The 19638-nt window shown below is 70.1% G+C and carries 19 protein-coding genes and 1 pseudogene; 11 read left to right on the plus strand and 9 right to left on the minus strand.

Annotation, left to right across the window (positions count from 1 at the left end):
* Window positions 1-531: 531 nt before the first annotated feature.
* Window positions 532-1341 (minus strand): SDR family NAD(P)-dependent oxidoreductase, encoded by an 810-nt coding sequence (locus HCA58_RS17495; protein WP_169598921.1) that lies wholly within the window; start codon window positions 1339-1341, stop codon window positions 532-534.
* A gap of 187 nt (window positions 1342-1528) precedes the next feature.
* Here HCA58_RS17495 and HCA58_RS17500 point away from each other — a divergent pair, with 187 nt between their 5' ends.
* The 3 genes and pseudogenes from HCA58_RS17500 (at window position 1529) to HCA58_RS17510 (ending at window position 3580) form a co-directional block, all read left to right on the plus strand.
* A complete protein-coding gene (locus tag HCA58_RS17500; protein ID WP_205808933.1) occupies window positions 1529-2056 on the plus strand; it encodes a TetR/AcrR family transcriptional regulator in 528 nt (175 codons plus the stop codon).
* Between the two features lie 33 nt (window positions 2057-2089).
* A pseudogene (locus HCA58_RS17505) lies at window positions 2090-2389 on the plus strand (VapC toxin family PIN domain ribonuclease); the annotation flags it as partial.
* A gap of 141 nt (window positions 2390-2530) precedes the next feature.
* Window positions 2531-3580 (plus strand): NAD-dependent epimerase/dehydratase family protein, encoded by a 1050-nt coding sequence (locus tag HCA58_RS17510; RefSeq protein ID WP_169598923.1) that lies wholly within the window; start codon window positions 2531-2533, stop codon window positions 3578-3580.
* Between the two features lie 8 nt (window positions 3581-3588).
* Here HCA58_RS17510 and HCA58_RS17515 read toward each other — a convergent pair whose 3' ends face one another.
* The 5 genes from HCA58_RS17515 to HCA58_RS17535 all read right to left on the minus strand — a co-directional run bounded on the left by HCA58_RS17515 (window position 3589) and on the right by HCA58_RS17535 (window position 6431).
* Window positions 3589-4308, minus strand: a complete 720-nt coding sequence (locus HCA58_RS17515) for a PP2C family serine/threonine-protein phosphatase (RefSeq protein WP_169598924.1) — start codon at window positions 4306-4308, stop codon at window positions 3589-3591.
* Window positions 4309-4411: 103 nt separating this feature from the next.
* Window positions 4412-4771: a hypothetical protein gene (locus HCA58_RS17520; protein ID WP_169599025.1), complete on the minus strand. Its 360-nt coding sequence runs from the start codon at window positions 4769-4771 to the stop codon at window positions 4412-4414.
* Window positions 4772-4919: 148 nt separating this feature from the next.
* The gene (locus tag HCA58_RS17525; RefSeq protein WP_169598925.1) at window positions 4920-5153 is read right to left on the minus strand and encodes a hypothetical protein; all 234 of its coding nucleotides are present in this window, start codon (window positions 5151-5153) and stop codon (window positions 4920-4922) included.
* Between the two features lie 82 nt (window positions 5154-5235).
* On the minus strand, window positions 5236-5709 hold the full coding sequence (gene mscL, locus HCA58_RS17530; RefSeq protein ID WP_169598926.1) for a large conductance mechanosensitive channel protein MscL: 474 nt from the start codon (window positions 5707-5709) through the stop codon (window positions 5236-5238).
* Window positions 5710-5747: 38 nt separating this feature from the next.
* Window positions 5748-6431 (minus strand): FCD domain-containing protein, encoded by a 684-nt coding sequence (locus HCA58_RS17535; protein WP_169598927.1) that lies wholly within the window; start codon window positions 6429-6431, stop codon window positions 5748-5750.
* A 50-nt stretch (window positions 6432-6481) separates the two neighbouring features.
* On the opposite strand from HCA58_RS17535, the gene HCA58_RS17540 reads away from it, so the two are divergent.
* Complete coding sequence (locus HCA58_RS17540) at window positions 6482-7762, plus strand: MFS transporter (RefSeq protein WP_169598928.1); 1281 nt, start codon at window positions 6482-6484, stop codon at window positions 7760-7762.
* A gap of 10 nt (window positions 7763-7772) precedes the next feature.
* Here HCA58_RS17540 and HCA58_RS17545 read toward each other — a convergent pair whose 3' ends face one another.
* Window positions 7773-8129 (minus strand): STAS domain-containing protein, encoded by a 357-nt coding sequence (locus HCA58_RS17545; protein ID WP_093403921.1) that lies wholly within the window; start codon window positions 8127-8129, stop codon window positions 7773-7775.
* Window positions 8130-8293: 164 nt separating this feature from the next.
* On the opposite strand from HCA58_RS17545, the gene HCA58_RS17550 reads away from it, so the two are divergent.
* Genes HCA58_RS17550 through HCA58_RS17575 form a run of 6 tightly spaced genes read left to right on the plus strand, consistent with a single transcriptional unit; the run spans window position 8294 to window position 13876 of the window.
* Window positions 8294-9154: an STAS domain-containing protein gene (locus tag HCA58_RS17550; RefSeq protein ID WP_169598929.1), complete on the plus strand. Its 861-nt coding sequence runs from the start codon at window positions 8294-8296 to the stop codon at window positions 9152-9154.
* On the plus strand, window positions 9154-9567 hold the full coding sequence (locus tag HCA58_RS17555) for an STAS domain-containing protein (RefSeq protein ID WP_169598930.1): 414 nt from the start codon (window positions 9154-9156) through the stop codon (window positions 9565-9567). The genes HCA58_RS17550 and HCA58_RS17555 overlap by 1 nt, the downstream gene beginning before the upstream one ends.
* Window positions 9564-9983, plus strand: a complete 420-nt coding sequence (locus tag HCA58_RS17560; protein ID WP_169598931.1) for an ATP-binding protein — start codon at window positions 9564-9566, stop codon at window positions 9981-9983. The genes HCA58_RS17555 and HCA58_RS17560 overlap by 4 nt, the downstream gene beginning before the upstream one ends.
* A complete protein-coding gene (locus HCA58_RS17565; protein ID WP_169598932.1) occupies window positions 9980-10993 on the plus strand; it encodes a SpoIIE family protein phosphatase in 1014 nt (337 codons plus the stop codon). Before HCA58_RS17560 ends, HCA58_RS17565 begins: the two co-directional genes overlap by 4 nt.
* 20 nt (window positions 10994-11013) lie before the next feature.
* On the plus strand, window positions 11014-12339 hold the full coding sequence (locus tag HCA58_RS17570) for a sensor histidine kinase (protein WP_169599026.1): 1326 nt from the start codon (window positions 11014-11016) through the stop codon (window positions 12337-12339).
* 1 nt (window position 12340) lies between these two features.
* Window positions 12341-13876: a SpoIIE family protein phosphatase gene (locus HCA58_RS17575; protein WP_169598933.1), complete on the plus strand. Its 1536-nt coding sequence runs from the start codon at window positions 12341-12343 to the stop codon at window positions 13874-13876.
* Between the two features lie 102 nt (window positions 13877-13978).
* Here HCA58_RS17575 and HCA58_RS17580 read toward each other — a convergent pair whose 3' ends face one another.
* Window positions 13979-16075 (minus strand): S9 family peptidase, encoded by a 2097-nt coding sequence (locus HCA58_RS17580; protein WP_169598934.1) that lies wholly within the window; start codon window positions 16073-16075, stop codon window positions 13979-13981.
* Between the two features lie 81 nt (window positions 16076-16156).
* Here HCA58_RS17580 and HCA58_RS17585 point away from each other — a divergent pair, with 81 nt between their 5' ends.
* Complete coding sequence (locus tag HCA58_RS17585; protein WP_169598935.1) at window positions 16157-17497, plus strand: FAD-binding oxidoreductase; 1341 nt, start codon at window positions 16157-16159, stop codon at window positions 17495-17497.
* Between the two features lie 8 nt (window positions 17498-17505).
* Here the strand turns inward: HCA58_RS17585 and HCA58_RS17590 are convergent, their stop codons facing one another.
* The gene (locus HCA58_RS17590) at window positions 17506-19584 is read right to left on the minus strand and encodes a SpoIIE family protein phosphatase (RefSeq protein ID WP_169598936.1); all 2079 of its coding nucleotides are present in this window, start codon (window positions 19582-19584) and stop codon (window positions 17506-17508) included.
* Window positions 19585-19638 lie beyond the last annotated feature (54 nt).

The following is a 19638-nucleotide window of genomic DNA, read 5'->3' on the forward strand; positions in this document are numbered from 1 at the left end:
ATGGACCATGCGCTGGAAGGCACCCCTGAACGCCTTCCAGGTCGCCTTCGAGGGCCGACTCACCCCGGCCAACGACTGACCACCTCAACAACCAAGATCAGCCGTTAACTTGACAGACCCGCAGCAATCAGCAGATAACCGGCGATCGTGGCGGTGTGGTTCGCATGGCGGTACCTCCGGCCCACGTTGATCTTTCATGCGAACCGTCGACCCGGATGACGGGCCGACGGTTCGCTGTGGCCATGGACGCTGGAGCACTGGCGAGCGACCGTCCGCGGTCGTCCGGGTTCGGGGGCGGTGTATTGATGTTGGCGGCGAAAGCCGATGTTCACCGACGTCCAGGAATCTCGGCCGGGGCGGTGGCGATGAGGGCGCGTCCCTTCGAGGTGCCCCGGTCCGGAGAGTGACGCGGGGGTGCACGGAGCGGAGTTTCCGGGGTGCCGGCCGGTTCACTCGTAGTGGCCGTAGCCGAGCAGCCGCTGGGCCCGAGGTCCGGCCTGCGGCCCGTATCGGTCGCGGGCCGCAAGCCCGTCAGTGCTTGCCGGTGGTCGTGCTCGCCCGGGCGAGATTGTCGGCTGCCTCGCCGAGCATTCGCCCATTCATTCGGACCGTGGTGCCGGTCGGTACGAGTCGCATGATGGCGCGCATCCGGCGGTCCGGCACGATCGTCGGGCGGCCCGCTAGCAGTGCCTGCACGGTCTGGTCGACCGCTCTGGCGGCTGGGAACGGTCCGAACGGCAGGCGGGCCCGGTCGATGCCGAACCGATCGATGATCGGGGTGTTCACATTGCCAGGCAGCATCACGGTGACCTTCACGCCGGCCGTCGCGAGTTCCCGGTTGAGCGCCGCGCCGAGACTGTGCACGTAGGCCTTGGACGCGCTTTCGTGCGCCATGTTGGGCAGTCCGTTCACCGCGCCGAGGGCCGAGACCAACACCATGCCGCCACCACCGCGCTCCACCATTCGGCGACCGAGGGAGTGTGTCAGGTCGAGGTGGCTGATCGTGTTGAGGACGAGCCGTCTGTGAAGTTTCTCCGGTTCCTGGTCCAGGAACTTCCCGGGCCTGCCGTCGCCAGCATTGGAGACGAACAGGCCGACGTCGAGGTCAGCGACGGCGGCGGCCAGCTCGATCGCTCCGGTGGGCTGACTGAGATCGACGGTTACGACCCGATGCCGTACGCGGTGGAGTTCCCGGCCGAGCGCCTCCATCCGCTCGGTGGAACGGGCGGCGAGCACGACGTTCACGCCGTCAGCGGCACAGCGGCGGGCGAAGGCCTCGCCGATCCCGGAGGAGGCGCCGGTGATGAGGGCCCAGGGCCCGAACTCGGACAGGTTTCGCATGAGCATCTCCTCGATCAGCCTTTAGTTAGTTGAACAACTAACAAGGACGCTAGCAGGACGCATCGCCCGGCGGTAGAGTGTTGGTGAGATGACTAACTCAAACTTTCGCCGTGAGCCGCACAACGGGCGGTCCTCCTCGAATGCCCGGCCTTCGTCGGGCGCCAAAGCCGGCAAAAGGGAGCGTCTGGTGGCGAGTGCTGCTGAGCTGTTCCACCACAAGGGATTCGGGGCAACCGCGCTCGCCGACATCGCCGAGCACTCCAAGGTGCCGCTGGGGAACATCTACTACTACTACCGGACGAAGGACGACCTGGTGCGCGCCGTTGTCGACGCACAGGCCAGCCAGGTGGCCGTCATGCTCGCCGGCCTCGACGAGATGTCCCGACCCGCCGAGCGGCTCGCCGCGCTCGCCGCGCGCTGGGATCTGATGCGCGACGTGGTGGCTCGGCATGGCTGCCCGTTCGGAAGCCTCGTCAGCGAGCTCGACCGTCGCGCTGACGGGCTTGACAGGGAAGCGGCCGTGCCGCTGACCCTGATCCTGCGATGGGCGACCGGCCAGTTCCGCGAACTCGGTCACGCCGATCCGGAGCAGGCCGCAGCCACCCTGCTCGCCGGTATTCAGGGTTCCTCGCTGTTGGCGAATGCGTTACGGGATCCGGATCTGCTCACGGACCAGATCCGTCACTTGCAGGCGTGGATCGGCAGCATGGCCTGACCGATTCACTGCCGGGCTGTCCGCTGGCCGGATCCGACGCCGCACCTTCTGGTCGAGGTCATGTCCGTGATCAGAGGCAAAGTCCTCGGCGGGAAGCTCGGCCTTGCTCGGGCTCAGGAGGCGATAGACACCCTGCCCTCGTTGGTCATCGATGACGTCGGCGTCGCCATGCTGCTTGACCGGATGTGGCAGTTGCGGGGCAATGTCGCGGCGTACGACTCGGCTTACGCCGCGGCAGTGGAGTTGTTGGCCTGCCCACTCGTGACCGGTGATGGTCGGCTCGCCAAGGTCAGCGGCGTCCGCTGCGAGTTCCGACTGCTCGCGGTGTCCTGACGGTGGCCGCCCGAGGACCATCGGCCTGACGCCCTCGGGCCGGCCGACAGGTACGACAGCGCGACGGTGGGTGGGCGGCTGGACGCCGCGCTGTGCCCACCGAGGTCGCTTGAAAAGCGGTGGACCGGGTAGGGACCGGGCATGCGGATCGTGGTCGTGGGGGCTAGTGGGAACGTCGGTTCGGCGGTGCTGCGCCGGTTGCGGCGCGAGTGCGACGTGGAGATCGTCGGGGTGGCTCGGCGGTTACCGCCGCCGGGTGCGGGTGAACCGTACGACGGGGTGCGGTGGCACTCCTGCGACATCGGCCTGACCGGCGCGGCGGATGAACTGGCAGGTGTATTTGCCGGCGCCGATGTGGTGGTGCACCTGGCCTGGCAGATCCAGCCCAGCCACGACCAGCACGTGCTGCACCGGACCAATGTCGGTGGCAGCCGGGCGGTGGTCGACGCGGTGCTGCGGGCCCGGGTTCCAGCCCTGGTGTTCGCCTCGTCGGTAGGCGCCTACGCGCCCGGTCCGAAGAACGCGCCGATCAGCGAGCGTTGGCCGACCACCGGGGTGGCCGGGTCGTCGTACAGCCGGGACAAGGCGACGGTGGAGGAGATGCTCGACGGGATCGAGCGGAGCCATCCGGAGCTGCGACTGGTGCGGATACGCCCGGGGCTGATCTTCCAGCGGGACGCCGGCACCGAAATCAGCCGGTACTTTCTCGGGCCGCTGGTGCCGGTGCGGCTGCTGAGGTTCGGTCGGCTGCCCCTGGTGCCGACCAACCGGCGGCTACGGATGCAGGTGGTGCACGCCGACGACGTGGCTGACGCGTACGCCCGAGCGGCCATGGGCGATGCCCGCGGCGCGTTCAACATCGCCGCTGACCCGGTGCTGACCCCGGAGCTGGTGGCCCGGCACTTCCATGGCTGGACGGTGCCGGTGGCCGCCCCGGTGCTGCGTGCCGCCGCGACACTCACCTGGTGGGCCCGGTTGCAACCGGTCGACGCCGGCTGGATCGACCTGGCCCTCAACGCGCCGTTGATGTCGAGTGAACGGGCCGAGACCGAGCTCGGCTGGCGCCCGACCGTCGATTCCGTCACCGCGCTGCGGGAACTCTTCGACGGCATGGCGGCGCGGGCCCGAACGGGCAGCCCGCCCCTCGCCATCCCGCCTGGGTTCCCCGCCGGCCAGGGAAACCCGTACTGACCGACTTCTTAGCCCGTGACGACGTCGGAGATCACCACGGTGACGTTGTCCGGCGCGCCGGCCTGGTGGGCCAGCTTCACCAACTGCTCGCCGCACTGCTGGCGGTCGGCGTGCAGACCCAACGTGGTGGCGATCGCCTCATCGGCCACGTAGTCGGAGAGCCCGTCGCTGCACAGCAGCAGCCGGTCACCGGCGGCGAGGGTCACCGTGCCCATCGTCGGCGGCGCATCGGCACCCTGGACCGCCCGGGTCACCAGGGAACGCTGCGGATGGTGGCGGGCCTGGTCGGGGGAGAGCGCACCCTGGTCGACAAGTGCCTGTACGAAGGTGTCGTCCCGGGTCAGCTGGCGCAGTTCGCCGTCGCGGAGCAGATAGCAGCGGGAGTCACCGACCTGGGCCAGTACCAGCGTCTCCCCGGCGAGCAGGGCCGCGGTGAGTGTGGTACCCATGCCGTCGCGGGCGGGGTCGGCGGCGATCGCGGCGTGGATGCGCTGGTTGGCGGTGCTCACCACGGCGCGCAGCGCCTCAGTGGCGGCGTCCGGCGCGGTCGGCGGGACCATCTCGTCGAGGATCCGAATGACTATCTCACTGGCCACCTCGCCGGCGGGCAGTCCACCCATGCCGTCAGCCACCGCGATGAGGCGCTCGCCGGCGAGGGCGGAGTCCTCGTTGTTGGTCCGCACCAGACCGATGTCGTTGAGGATGGCCGAGCGGAGGATCAGCGTCATGGGGACAAGCTTGCCAAGAACACCCTCCCCGCGTCTCTACGCACTGCTGCGTAGGTCGAGGAATGTTGCCGGTCTGCATGGTCGGGCGTTCCGGTGGGTGGGGTCACTCCTCTGGGGGGAGGGTGGTGGCGGGGGCGTTGAGGGTTACCTCGGTGGGGGTGACTGTGGAGATCTGGTCGGCGAGGACATAGACGGCTCCGGTGGGCACCAGGTCGGTGGAGACCTTCAGGTAGCCGGTCCGCAGCAGTCGGGCGGCGAGGTCCGCTGGTACGTCCGGTTCCTCGGCGGCCGCGGATTCGATCAGTTCGTCGAGGCTGCTGCCGGGGTCCGTGGTGGGTGCCTGCACGGTCACCGCGTTCGGGTCGCCGCGTTGGACGAGGTCCACGGTGCCCACGTCGACGCCGGCCGAGTCGACCACCCGCATGCCGGTGGTGACCCGCGAGAGGGTGGTCCGTTGATCGATGCCCTGCTGCTCCATCACCGCGCGGTTCCCACCCTTAAGGCTTGCTAAACCCGGCTGCCGTCCGCTGGTCCCGTCGATCAGTGGATCTGGTGGATCCGGCGAACCGACAGAGAGTTTCCTGATCGACGGGACCCGGTGCGGGCGGGTGTCAGGGTGTCGGGGGGCGGGGGGTGAGTTCACGCCAGGTGTCGGTGCCGTGGAGCAGCGCGCGGATGGTGTCCTCGGCTTCGTCGACGGTGTCGTACTCGTAGAACCGGGAGACACCCTCGGCGCCACCGGCACGCTGCTCGACGAACCACCGGTCGGCATCCGACCGGAGGAAGACATCCCGCCGGGCCAGTCGCCCCCACTTCCCGTTCCACAGGTGTTTTCGCTGCTCCATGGCGGGACTCTATCGAACATCTGTTCGACATGATCTGGCCCCTGCGGGATTCCCGCAGGGGCCAGATGTACAGCTGCCGGTTTCAGCGGGCGGTGGGCGGTTCGTCCCGGTGGCCGAGTACGTCGTCCAGGGCGCCGCGCTGCTGGGCCGGGGTGCTGCGGCCGGAGGCGACGAGCGCGTCCCGGATCTCGGTGAGGAGCTTGATTTCCTCGCTCGGCGCGGCCGGCGGCGGCTCCTCACCGCGTTGGCGCCGCTCGGCGAGCCGGTTCATCGGGAACACCACGAGGAAGTACAACGCGGCGGCGGTGAGCAGGAACGTGATCACCGCGTTGACGAAGCTGATCCAGTCGAACTCGACGTTGTTGATCGTCCATGGCGTCCCCTCCAGGCCGTCTTTGCTGCCCGTGATGGTGACGGTGAACAGGGCGATCAGGGGCTTGAGGAAGGAGGTGGTGAGCTGTGTGACCACGGCCGTGAACGCGGCGCCGATCACGATGCCGACCGCGAGGTCGACGACGTTGCCGCGCAGGATGAAGTCTTTGAATCCCTTGATCATTCGTACTCCCGAGGTGTCCCGTGATCGTCGGGGACAACCTATGCCCCGTTCGGGAGCTCCAGAAAAGCGCCGGCCTCCCGGGCTGCCGATTCGGCGTCTCCGGCCCGGATCGCAGCCACCAACCTGGCGTGGTCGACATGCTGTTCCGGGGTCAGTGCCTCGCCCATCGCCTGGGTGAGCGTGCTGCGCATCGCGGTGCCGACGGAGGCGTACAACTCGGCGAGCATGGCGTTGTGTGCCGCCGCGACCACCGCGGTGTGCAGCGCGGCGTCAGCCGCCACGAACTCGGCCACCTGGCCCCGGTGCCAGGCTGCCTCACGGGTGGCGAGCGCGTCGTCGAGGGCGGCCAGATCCTCAGGGGTACGCCGCCGCGCGGCGAGGCGCGCGGCCTCCACCTCGAAGGCGCGGCGCACCTCGATCACCTCGGCCGTCCTGTCGTCGGCGAGTCGGCGGGCCACCACCGGGGCGATCTCGTCGGTGGAGAGCACGTAGGTGCCGGAGCCTTGGCGGCACTCGAGGACCCCGGCGTGCGCAAGGGCCCGTACCGCCTCGCGTACCGTGTTGCGTCCCACGCCGAGCGCCTCGACCAGTTGCGGTTCGGTGGGGATCCGGGTACCCACCGGCCACTCGCCGTCCATGATCCGTTGCCGGAGCTGGGTGATCGTTTCCCGGACCCGCCGGCCGCGCGGCGGTATCGGGGCGGCATCGACTGGAGGTGGCACCGGTTACACCCTCTCGCCGAAATTCATCCCATGATTGTAGTGTCCACATCATGCCCCCGTCACCCGCCGGTACCCCCGCCATTCCGGTCGACCCGCAGGGCGCCCCGGCTGCCGTGACGGTGACCGAGCAGCAGCCACCCGGCGTGACCGGCGCCGCCCCCACCTCCGGATGGCTGGTGCTGGCCGGGATGCTGCTGGTGGCGCTCAACCTACGGGCCGCCGTCACCAGCCTCGGCCCCCTGCTCGACGAGGTACGCGTCGGCCTGGCGCTCTCCGGCACCATGGCCGGCTTCGTCACCACCCTGCCCACCATCGCGTTCGCCGGCCTCGGCGCGGCCACCCCGTGGCTGGTCCGCCGGATCTCCCCGGCCAGGCTGCTGGCGCTGGCGATGCTGGCCCTCACCGTCGGGCAGGTGCTGCGGGCGGCGACCGGTTCCGCCGTGGTGTTCCTGTTCACCAGCGCGCTCGCGCTGGCCGGGATCGCGGTGGCGAACATTCTGCTGCCGATGCTCGTCAAACAGCACTTCCCACATCGCACCGGCCTGGTCACCGGGGCGTACACGATGGCACTGACCGTGGGCACGACGGTGGCCGCCGCCTCCGCCGTGCCGGTGGCGCACGCCTTCGGCAGCTGGCGGGCCGGGCTGGGTGTCTGGGCCGGCATGGCGGCGGTGGCCGTGTTGCCGTGGCTGCCGGCGGCGCTACGCAATCGCACCGTCGCGCGACGGATCGGCGGCGTCCCGCGCTCGGTGGTTCGGCCCGGACGTACCCGACTCGGCTGGGCGATGGCTGTCTATTTCGGGGCGCAGTCGCTGAGCGGGTATGCGATCATGGGCTGGTTGGCCCAGCTGTTCCGGGACGCGGGTTTCCGCCCGCAGGACGCCGGGCTGCTACTCGCCGGAGTGACCGCGCTCGGGGTGCCGATCGCACTGCTGATGCCGACTCTTGCCGGCCGGTTGGGAAACCTGCGGCCGTTGATCTTCGCGCTGGCCGCCGCCTCCAGCCTGGCCTACCTGGGTCTGGCGTTCGCGCCGCGCGGTGGGGCGGTGCTGTGGGTGGTACTGCTGGCCTTCGGGCAGGGCGCGTTTCCGCTCATCCTGGCCACCATCGGGCTGCGGGCCCGCACCGCCGACGGGACGGTGGCGCTCTCGGCCTTCGCGCAGAGCACGGGTTACCTGATCGCGGCGCTCGGCCCGCTGCTGGTGGGCATCCTCCACGACGCGACCGGGGCATGGCTGGCGCCGATCGGCTTCCTACTCGTGGCTCTCACCGTGCAGACCTGCGCAGGTGTGCTGATCGCCCGCCCCCGCTACATCGAGGACGAGCGCTGAGCCGTCGCGCTCAGGACGAGGCCGGCGTCGGATCGCCGGCGACCGCCTGCTCGACCGTGGGATAGGTGTGCAGCACCTCGACCAGGCCACTCACCTCCAAGATCCGCAGCACCCCGCGCTGTGGCGCGGCGAGTCGGACCACACCGCCGGCCTCGTCGCAGCTGTTCTTCGCGCGGACGAAGACCGACAGGCCGGTGGAGTCGCAGAACGAGACGTCCGACAGGTCGAACACGAGGCGACTGCGCCCCTTGTCGAGCAGATCGGTGATCTGGTCCTGCAACTGCGGTGCGGTGGCCATGTCCAGCTCGCCTGCGACCGACACGACGACCACGTCACCGCGTTGTTCCGTGTGTACCGTCAAGGACATTCGCCAGACCTCCTGTTTATCGGAGGAACGGTATCCCACTCAGGCCGTGGTACGCAGAACGGGAGCAGGATCAGGTGTCGACCATCATTCCGTTGCTCTGCGTCAAGTAGTTCGACGGGCCCCGGTGATAGAGTCCGGCCGGTCCAGGTCTAGGGGGTATTGCCATGGCGCTCAGCGCTGACGAAAGTGGCCGGCTGGGTGAGCTGCTGACCAGCCGGGCCGAACAGGTCACCCAGCGGTGGACCGAGATCATGGTCGGGCAGTTGCGGGGCCGGCTCAGCCAGGCCGAGCTGGTCCGGCAGGTGCAGGAGCTGCATCGCGCCCTGCTCGACGCGCTCGGCAAGGGCACCGTCGACCTGCAGGCCGAGGAATCCACCGAGTTGCGGGCCGTGCTCGCGGAGTTCTCCCGTGGGCAGGCACGGCAGGGTCTCTCCGCCACCGAGACCGCCACCGGGGTGTTCGCCCTCAAGGAGGCGTTGCTCGCCGCACTGGAGGCCGACCAGAGTGTCGAGACGCTGCGTGACTACGTCGCCTTCTCCGCACTTGTCGACCAGATGGGCCTGTTCACCTTCGAGACCTTCGTCCGGGCCCGCGAGAGCCTGATCGCCGACCAGGCGGAGCAGCTGCTGGAGCTTTCGACGCCGGTGGTCAAGCTCTGGGAGGGCGTGGTGGCGGTGCCCCTGGTCGGCACCCTCGACTCGGCCCGCGCCCAGGTGGTGATGGAACGGCTGCTGCAGACCCTGGTCGACACCGGCTCGCCGTACGCGATCATCGACATCACCGGCGTACCGGCGGTCGACACGCAGGTGGCCCAGCACATCCTGAAGACCGTGGTGGCCGCCCGGCTGATGGGTGCCGACTGCATCATCTCCGGCATCCGACCGCAGATCGCGCAGACCATCGTCGCGCTCGGCATCGAGTTCGGCGATATCGCCACCAAGGCGAGCCTGGCCGACGCGCTGCGGCACGTACTGCGGCTCACCGGGGTCGAGACCTCCCGTCGCCAGCCACGCCGGGAGGCATGATGGAGCGGGTGCCGATTCTCAAGATCGGCGAAATCCTGCTGGTCTCCATCCAGGTCGACATGTCCGATCAGACGGCCGTCGCACTCCAGGAGGACCTGGCCGAGCGGATCGTCGCCACCGGCTGCCATGGCGTGATCATCGACATCACCGCGTTGGACATCGTCGACTCCTTCGTCGGGCGGATGCTCTCCACCATCGCCTCGATCTCCCGGGTACTCGACGCGGAGACGGTGGTCGTGGGAATGCGCCCGGCCGTCGCCATCACCCTGGTCGAGCTGGGGTTGTCGCTCAACGGCATCCGTACCGCGCTCAACGTCGAGCGGGGCATGGAGCTCATCGCGATCGACCGGGCCGACTACGACCACGACGAAACGGGCGACGATCCGATCCCAGAGCCGACGGCCTCACCGTGACGAGCGGGGCCGACCTGGGCCGCCCCCAGGCGCAGACAGTCGGCAGCGACGAGGATGTCGTACGCGTCCGGCAGCTCGTGCGTACGGTGGCCGTGGCGGTCCGGCTCTCCCTGGTCGACCAGACCAAGGTGGTCACCGCGGCCAGCGAACTCGCTCGTAACACGCTCGTCTACGGCGGCGGCGGCACGGTCGAGGTGATCGCGGTCGACAACGGCCGCCGGGCCGGTATCCAGATCGTCTTCGCCGACTCCGGTCCCGGCATCGCCGATCTGGACCTGGCGTTGACCGACGGTTACACCACAGGTGGCGGCCTCGGCCTCGGACTCAGCGGTGCCCGCCGGCTCGTCGACGAGTTCGACATACAGACCGCACCCGGTCAGGGCACCCGGATCACGATCACCAAGTGGTCCCGGTGACAGCCGAGCCCGTCGCCGACCGAGGCAGCTGGTTCCGGGTGGAGAACGGCAGCGCAGGCAGCGCCGTACGACGGGCCGCAGAGCGGCTGGGCGACCAGTTGGGACTAGCCGAGGGGCGGGTCGCCGACCTGGCCATCGTCGCCGCCGAACTGACAAGCAACCTCATCAAGCATGCCGACGACGGGTTGCTGCTGCTCCGGCCGGTACGCCGTGAAATGGACGCCGGTGTGGAGATGATCGCGGTCGACAGCGGCCCCGGCATGGTCGACCTCGCCGACTCCGCCCGCGACGGGCACTCGACCGTCGGTACCCTCGGCATCGGTCTGGGTGCCATCGTCCGACAGGCCAGCTGGTTCGACGCGTACTCGCGGCCGGGCCGGGGGACGGTCATCGCGGTGCGGATCTTCGCGGAGCCGGACACCGAAATGTCCTGGGCTGATGGTCTGACCCGGCCGTTGAGTGGTGAGACGGTCAGCGGGGATGGTTACGCTGCCCGGGTCGTGGGTGACCGCCGGCAGGTGATGGTCACCGACGGGCTCGGGCACGGGCCGTTGGCCGCTGCGGCGACCGAGGCGGCACTCGCCGCCTTCCGGAGCGCTCCGGCCGCACCGCCGGCAGAGGTGGTCGGCCATCTCCACCGGTCGATGTCGCACACCCGTGGTGCGGCGGTCGCGGTGGCCGAACCGGACCCGGCCACCGGAGTGCTGCGCTACGCGGGGTTGGGCAACATCGCCGGCGCTGTCGTCGCCGACGACGGCCGGCGCCGAGGGCTGGTCTCCCTGCCCGGCATCGCCGGGCACCAGCGCCCGGTGATCCGGCAGTACGACTACCCCTTCGAGGCCGACAACCTGCTGGTCATGCACACCGACGGTGTGGTCGATCGGTGGCAGCTCGTCGACTATCCAGGGCTGGCCGTGCGGTCGCCTCTGGTGGTGGCCACGACTCTGCTGCGTGACGCCGGTATCCGACGCGACGACGCCGGAGTATTGGTGGCGAGGGGCTGGTCGTGACCACGACGCTGCTGCTCCAGATGACCCTGCGGGTCGAGCAGGACATCTTCGTGGTCCGCCAGCGAGGCCGCGAAGTTGCCGTCGCGGTCGGACTCGAACGGCAGGACCAGGTCCGCATCGCCACCGCGCTCAGTGAGGTCGCCCGGGACCTGCTGCGGGCGGTCGGCGGCGCCGATGTCGCGTTCGCCATCGTCGAGTCAGCGGACGGCCGTCGCCACCTGCGCGTCGATCTCACCCCGGTGACTCCTCTGCCGGGCGGGCGATACGAACCGGAGTCCGGTGCGGTGGCACGCCTGGTGGACACATTGAGCGTGTTGACGGTCCAGCGGGATACCGTCGTCAGGATGTCACGACGAGTCCCGGCCACCGCGCGGGCGCTCACCGCCGAGCGCCTGGCCGAGCTGCGTGCCCAGCTCGTCGAGAGCGCACCGAGCACCGTCGAGGACGAACTCGCCACCCAGAACCTGCAACTCGTCAGCGCGCTCGACGAGGTGCGCAGTCAGCGCGACGAACTGGCCCGGCTCAACGAGGAACTGGAACAGACCAACCGGGGCGTGATGGCGCTCTACCAGCAGCTCACCGACGAGCTGGAGGCGACCAACCGGGGTGTCGTCGCCCTCTACGCGGAGCTTGACGAGAAGTCGGCGCAGCTGCGGACGGCGAGCGAGTCCAAGAGCCGGTTCCTGGCCAACGTCAGCCACGAACTGCGGGCACCGGTGACCGCGATCATCGGGCTGGCCCGTCTGCTCGCCGACTCCGCTTCCGACCCACTCACCACCGAACAGGAACAACAGGTGGGGCTCATTCGCTCCTCCGCCTCGGATCTGCTTACCCTGGTGAACGAGCTGCTCGACCTGGCGAAGGCGGAGTCGGGCCGGATCGAGCCGGAGTGGGCCGAGGTGGACCTGCGGGCCCTGTTCGGTCAACTGCGGGGCACGCTCAGGGCGTTGCCCGCCGCGGAGGAGGTCGACCTGGTGGTGGAGGAGCCGGCAGCGCCCGCCACGGTGCGTACCGACGAGGTGTTGCTCGCCCAGGTGCTGCGTAACCTGCTGCACAACGGCATGAAGTTCACCACCCGGGGTGAGGTCCGGTTGCGGGCCGAACAACGTCCCGACGGATGGCGGTTGACCGTCTCCGACACCGGCCCGGGCATCCCACCGCAGCTGCACGATCGGGTGTTCGAAGAGTTCTACCAGGTGCCGGGCTCGTCGCGGGTCGGTGGCACCGGTCTCGGTCTGCCGTACGCCCGGCGGCTGGTGAACCTGCTCGGCGGCACTCTCGAACTGGCCAGCGAGCCGGGGCTCGGCAGTACCTTCACAGTCTGGCTCCCCTCGGACGGAACGTGACGTGGACGGCGCGGCGACAGTGCTGGTGGTCGACGACAGTCGGACCAAGCGCTACCTCCTGGTGAACTGGCTCTCCCGTGCGGGCTTCACCGTGCTGGAGGCGGAGACCGGCGGCGAGGCACTCGATCGGGTCGGTGTCGACCCGATCGATCTCGTGGTGCTCGACGTCCGGTTGCCGGATCTGAGTGGCTTCGAGGTGTGCGAGCGGATCAAGTCCGCGCAACCGGCGATGCCGGTGATCCACGTGTCCGCGCACGCTATCGACACCGCCGACCGCACCCAGGGGCTGAACCGAGGAGCCGACGCGTACCTGGCGGAGCCGATCGAGCCGGACGAACTGGTCGCCACAGCCCAGTCGGTGCTGCGGTACTACCAGGCCCGACGTCGCGCCGAACTGCTCGCCGAGCGGCTCACCGGGCTGGCGGACACCACCGTGGCGGTGCATGCCGCACCGAGCTTCACCAGGTTGCTTCAGGTGGCGGCGGCCGGCGCGGCAGAGATCTTCAAAAGTCCCGCCGCGGTGGTCGCCGAGACCTTCGACGGTGACTGCCTGGCTGGTGTCTGCGCCGGTCCGGGCGGCGAGCCGCGGGTCGTCCCGTGGATCGTCGACGACACCGGGGTGCCGACCGGAGGAACGGTCCGGGTGGAGGAGCCGGCCGCTTGGGCGCTCGTCGACTGGCCGGCCGGCGACACCGTCACCGTCGCGGCGGCCCGGCTACGCGAGGACCGCGCGCCGCTCTACGTGGTGGTACCGACCTCGACCCAGACTGCCCGAACCCCTGTGCTGGTGCAGTTGGCGCAGGCGGTGGCCTCCGCCGTGGAGGCGCAACGTTCCTTCGACGAGGAGCACCGGATCGCGGTGACGCTGCAACGCAGCCTGCTGCCGCGTCAGATCCCGCAGATCACCGGTCTCGACCTGGCCGTACGCTACGAGCCGGCTAGCGCTCAGACCGAGGTCGGCGGTGACTTCTACGAACTGGTGATGCTCGACGGTCACCTGCTGGTGGCTATCGGGGACGTGGCCGGTCACTCCCTGCACGCCGCCACCATCATGGCTGAGCTGCGGCACGCCCTGCGGGCGTACGCGGTCGAGGGGCATCAGCCGGGTGAGATTCTGCACCGGGTCAACGAGCTGATGCGTACGCTGCTGCCCAGCGAGCTGGCGACGATCTGCGTGCTGCTGCTGGAGCCGACCACCGGTCGTATCCGTATGGCCAGCGCCGGTCACCTGCCTCCGTTGCTGGTCCAGGATGGTAAGGCCGAGTACGTGCAGCACGCCGCCCCGCTGCTCGGGGTACGCGCGCCCCGCCCCGCCGATTTGGAGTTTGTGCTGCCGGCCGGGGCGACGATGGTCTTCTACACCGACGGGCTGATCGAACGGCGGGACGTCACCATCGACGACGGGCTGGCCGCGCTCGCGACGTGTGCCGCCGAGGTAGACGACGACCTCGACCGCTTCTGTGAGCGGCTGCTCGTCGAGCTGGCCCCGGAGGAGATTCAGGACGACGTGGCCGTCCTCGTCCTCCGTCGCCACTGAGGGGCACCTGACCGGCCGGTGGCGCTCGCGGAGTGCGGCATGTCGGGCCTTCCCGAGTCTGGGAGACCGCGAGATGCCGCACTCCGCGAGCACGGCTGCCGGTCAGGCGAGTCCGAGCCGGTCCAGCGTCCACGCGTTGATGAAGGCCTCCTCCCGCCAGGCGTCGTAGCGCCCGCTGGGGCCGCCGTGACCCGCCTCCATCTCAATCTTCAGCAGGTAGTCACCCTGCGGTGCGACCGCCCGCAACCGCGCGATCCACTTCGCCGGCTCGTGGTAGAGCACCCGCGTGTCGTTGAGGCTGGTCATCGCCAGGATCGCGGGATAGTCCAGGGCAGTGACGTTCTCGTACGGCGTGTACGACTTCATGTACGTGTACACCTCCGGGTCGGCCAGCGGGTTGCCCCACTCCTCCCACTCGGTGACGGTCAGCGGCAACGACGGGTCCAGGATCGTGTTGAGCGCGTCCACGAACGGCACCTGCGCGACGATGCCGGCGAAGGCGTCCGGCGCCACGTTGGCCACCGCTCCCATCAGCAACCCGCCGGCTGAACCACCCCGGGCGACCAGCCGGTCCGATGCCGTCCAGCCCGCCTTGGCCAGGTGTCGGGCGCAGGCCACGAAATCGGTGAAGGTGTTCTTCTTGGCCAGCATCTTGCCGTCGTCGTACCACCGGCGGCCCAGTTCACCGCCGCCCCGGATGTGCGCCACCGCGAAGATCACCCCACGGTCCAGCAGGGACAGACGGCCGAGCGAGAACCACGGGTCCATGCTCATCTCGTACGAGCCGTAGCCGTAGATGACACAGGGCGCCGAACCGTCCCGGGGAGTGCCGCGCCGGTAGACCAGGGAGATCGGCACCCTGGTGCCGTCGTCGGCGAGTGCCCAGTCGCGCTGCTGTTCGTAGTCCTCCGGCCGGTACGGCTGACCGTCCGGCCCGGGCAGCACCGGCCGCTGCCGCAGCAGCGTCAACTCGCGGGTGGTCAGGTCGTAGTCGTACACCGAGTCCGGGGTGACGAGAGAGGTGTAGCGCAGCCGTAGCCGTGCGGCGTGGTATTCCGGGTTGGCGTCGAGGCCGACGGCGTGCAACGGCTCGGGGAACTCGACGTCGTGGGCGTCACCGCCCCCGACGGGCAGTATCCGCAGCCCGGTCAGGCCGTTGCTGCGTAACGAGACGACCAGGTGGTCGGCGAAGGCGTCGACCGACTCCAGTCGGGTGCCCGGACAGTGCTCGATCAGCGGCACCCAGTCACCAGGAATGTCGGCCGAGGTGTACGCGAGGGCGAAGTCCTCGGCACCGTCGTTGTGCAGGATCAGGAACCGGTGACCGTGGTGCTCCACCGAGTATTCGACGCCCTGCCGGCGAGGCGCGATCAGCGCCGGCTCGCTGGTCGGATCACCGGCCGGGATCACCCGCACCTCGCTGGTGAGCTTGCTGGCGATCTCGATGAGGATGAACCGCTCCGAGCGGGTCAGCTCGACACCGACCCAGAACCGCTCGTCGTCCTCGGCGTGCACCACCACGTCTTCGGCGGCGGCGGTGCCGATGACGTGTCGCCAGACGCGGTTGGGCCGCCACGCGTCGTCCACGGTGACGTAGAACAGCACCGAGGCGTCGGCGGACCACGCGGTGCCGTAGAACGTGCCGGGGATCTCGTCGGGCAACAGTTCGCCGGTACGCAGATCCTTCACCCGCAGGGTGAACCGTTCGTCGCCGGAGAAGTCGGTGGAGTAGGCCAGGTAGCGCCCGTCCGGGCTGACGTCGAAGGCGCCGATGGAGAAGAAGTCGTGCCCTTCGGCCAGCTGGTTGCCGTCGAGCAGCACCTGCTCGCCGTCCAGCGGTGCGCCGTCGGTGCTGACCGGTGGGGTGGTCTCGGTGGGGCGGACCGGCCGGCGGCAGTGCACGCCGTACTGCTGGCCCTCGACGGTGCGGGTGTAGTACCAGTGCCCACCCTTGCGGGTCGGCACCGACAGGTCGGTCTCCTGGGTGCGTCGCCGGATCTCCTCGAACAACTCCGTCCGCAACCCGGACAGATGCGCTGTGCGGGCCTCCGTCCAGGCGTTCTCGGCGTTCAGGTAGTCGATCGTCTCCGGGTCGTCCTTGGTGGCCAGCCAGGCGTACTCGTCGACGACGGTGTCGCCGTGGTGGACGCGTTCGGTCGGTATCCGCCTGGCCGCGGGAACGGGGGTCTCGGTGGTCACGGCGCCACGTTACCGGCCAAGGCGGGGGAGGGTGTGGCGCACTTCCCACCCGATCCTTCGAACACATGTACGATCACGGGTATGGTGGCACCCCCTTCCGCCGGCACGTCCGGTGCCCGCGACATCACCCGTCGGCTGACCGAGATCTGCGGGCCGCGCTTCGCCCGCCTCGCCGGCCCCGCCGACGAGGTGGCCGGAAGCACGGCCCGTTGGGTGGCGGTGCCCGGTGGTCCGCACGCCGCCGCACAGATCCTCCGGCTGGCCGCCCGGCACGACCTGAGCGTGGTGCCCCGAGGAGCGGGCACGAAGATCGACTGGGGTGCGCCGCCCGAACGGGTCGACATCATGCTCGACACCGGGAGACTGGCCGGCATCGGTCACCAGCCGCCAGACTGGGGCACGGCCGAGATCGGTTCCGGTACCCCGCTGCGTGCGGTGCAGGCCACTCTGGAGCGCACCGGTCGGCGGCTCGCGGTGGACGCACCCTCACCGGGCGCGACCCTCGGTGGGGTGCTCGCGGCGGACGAGGCCGGCCCGCTGCGTCACCGGCACGGAAGCGCCTGCGACCAGCTTGTCGGCCTGCGCTACCTGACGGCTGACGGTGAGCTAGCCGAGGCGGGCGGCGGGGCGGCCGGGCTGGCCGAGGCGCGGCTGTTGTGCGGCTCGGAGGGAGCACTCGCCGTACTGGTGAGCGCGACGCTGCGGGTACAGGCGGTGCCGGCGGTCCGGGTCTGGGTGACCCGACCGGTGTGGACCCCGCTGGAGGTGCACGATCTGATCCGGACGGTGCTCGCCGCCCGGCTCGACCCGGCCGCGATCGAGTTGGATCTGCCGGCCAGCACCGGCAGCCGCCCCCGGGACCGTCGCGCCGAGTCGATGACGTCGCACCCGTCCATGGTCGGGCGTACACCTCCCGGGTCGAGCACCGGCTCACTTTCGGTGCTGCTGGAGGGTGGTCCGGTAGAGGTTGCGGAGCGTACCGACCGGTCGGTCGCCCTGCTCGGTCCCCGGTCGACGGTCGCCAGGACGGCGCCCTCGTGGTGGCGCAGCTACCCCTTTGCCCCCGGCGACACGGCACTGCGGTTGGAGGTGCCGGCCACCGACCTGCACGCGGCCGTCTACGCCCTACGCGACGCAGCCGGCGGGCCGGTGCCGGTACGCGGCTCGGCCGGGCTCGGCGTGGTGCACGCCGCCCTGCCCGGGGCGACGGCACCGAGCCGGGTCGCCTCGATCCTGGCCGCAGTGCGTGGTGTGCTGCTCGCCCGACAGGGCCGGTGTGTGGTGCTGGCCGCCCCGCCGGCCGTCCGCCGCACCGTCGACCTGTGGGGCGAGCGAGCCGACCTTGCCCAGCTACGCGCCGTCAAACAACACCTCGACCCGACCCACCGTCTCGCCCCGGGCCGCCTCCCCGGCGGCCTGTAGCCACCGCTTCAGTCCGGCATCGCGTCGTTGCGGAGGACGAGAATGGCGATGTCGTCTCGGGGCGCCTCGACCGAGAAGTTGATCGCGGTCGATCGCAGCCGGGCCGCCACCACATCCGCCGAATAGCCGGCCAGCGGCGCGGCGGCGTCACGCAGGCGTCCGGTGCCGAACAGCTCCCGCCCCCGGCGTCGCTCGGTCACCCCGTCCGTGTAGAAAACCAGGCAGTCGCCCGGGTCGAGGACGAGTTGCGCGGTAGGCGAGGCGATCGCGTCGAGCAGCCCGAGGGCGGTGCCACCGGTGCCGACGAAGGCCGCCGGGCTGCCGCTGGAGCGCAGCAGCACCGGCCGGTCGTGCCCGGCCAGGTGCAGCCCGACGTCGAGTTGGTCACCGTCGCCCGGCCCGACCGCCGCCAACGCCAACGTGCAGTAGCGGCCCGCACCCCGCTCGACAAGCGTCTGGTTGAGCCGGGCCAGCACCTCGGGCAGTGGTTTGCCGTCGCCGGCCAGCACCCGGATCACGTCCCGCACCAGCCCGGTGACCGCAGCCGCCTGCACCCCCTTGCCGGAGACGTCGCCGATCACCACCAGCCAGCGCCCGTCCGGCAGCGGCACCACATCGTAGAAGTCGCCACCGACGTCGACGTCCCCGCCGGTCGGCACGTACTCGGCGGCGAAGCCGATGCCCTCCACCACCGGCAGGACCGGGGGCAGCAACGACTGTTGCAGGGTGTGGGCGACCCGGCGACGCTCGGCGTGGATGCGGGCGTTCTCGATGGCGAGGGCGGCCCGCCGGGCCACGTCCTCCAGTACCGCGATCTCGTCCGGATCCTGCCGGTGCCGCTGGTGCCGGCCGACTGCCAGCGTGCCGAGACGCTGCCCACGGGCGATCAACGGCACGGCGAAGCCTTCCATCGGTGCACCGAGCGGGGTCCGGGTGCCGTTGCGGCTCGCCTCGCGTAGCCGGGCCTGGATGGAGTCGGGCCCGGCCTCGCGGAGCGTGGCGTGCAGCTGCGGAAGAGTCGACTCGTCGGCGTGACTGGCCGCTGCGAGCCGGAGCCGCCCCCACTCGTCGGTGGTGTGCACCGCGCACCACTGGCCGAGCCGGGGCACCACCAACTGCGGGACGAGCGCCATGGTCAGTTCCACGTCCAGCGACTGGGCGAGCAGTTCGCTGGCCTCGGCGAGGAACGTCAGCCACGCCTGCCGGCGCACGTCGGCGCGGCGCAGCCGGTCGTTCTCCAGATGCAGCGAGAGCCTTTCGGCGGTAAGCACCGCGAGTGGCTGCGCGTACGCGGTGGGCGCGGCGTCCAACTCCAGCTCACCGGAGTACGGGCGGTGCACCGCGAGCGGCACCCGAAGCAGATCGTTGCCGGCCCGGGGTTTGCGGCCGTACCGGGCGAGGATCTGGGCACCCTGACCGTCACCGCGATCCAGGCGCACCACCCCACCGGCAGCACCGATCATTTCCGCCACCCGGGTCAGCAGGCCGGCCGCGAAATCCGGCAGCGGATCCTCGGCGTACGGGTCGGGGGTGGTCTGCATCAGGGCGCTCATCGCACCGGCGCTGGGTACGGCGGTCTGCCCGGTGTTGCCCGTAGGGACCATGCTCGGCGGCGGCGCGGACGTCGCCGGTCCGGTCGTCTCGGGCTTCGTGCGGTCCAGCCGGAACCACACGCCCTTGCCGGTGCGCAGGTAGGTGGTGCCCCAGCGATTGGCGAAGTGGTCGACGAGCAGCAGTCCGCGCCCTCGTTCGGCGACCTCGGCGATGTCGGTGGCCTGGTTGCGTACACCGACGGTCAGCTCGTCGACCGGGCCGGCGGCGAAGTCGGAGACCGTCACGGTCAGGCCGGTCTCGTCCGCGGTGACCTCGATGTCCAGTTCGGTGCGGGCGTGTTCTACCGCGTTCGTGGACAGCTCGGTGGTCAACAGAAGTGCCTCGTTGAGCAGTTCGTCGAGGTCTGCCTCCGCGAGCACCGACCGGACGACCGCACGCGCGGCAGCCGGCGTACGGCGGTCGGCGGGAAGCCGGACGCGCCGAACGTGCTCGTCTGGGCCCGTCTTCGCCGCGGGCCCTACCTCCGCTGACACCCTCGTATCCTCCACCGACACGCCGCCGGTGCCAAGCTGATCACCACCGGATGT

The sequence above is a fragment of the Micromonospora sp. HNM0581 genome (assembly GCF_012726175.1).
In the GTDB taxonomy this organism is placed as follows: domain Bacteria; phylum Actinomycetota; class Actinomycetes; order Mycobacteriales; family Micromonosporaceae; genus Micromonospora.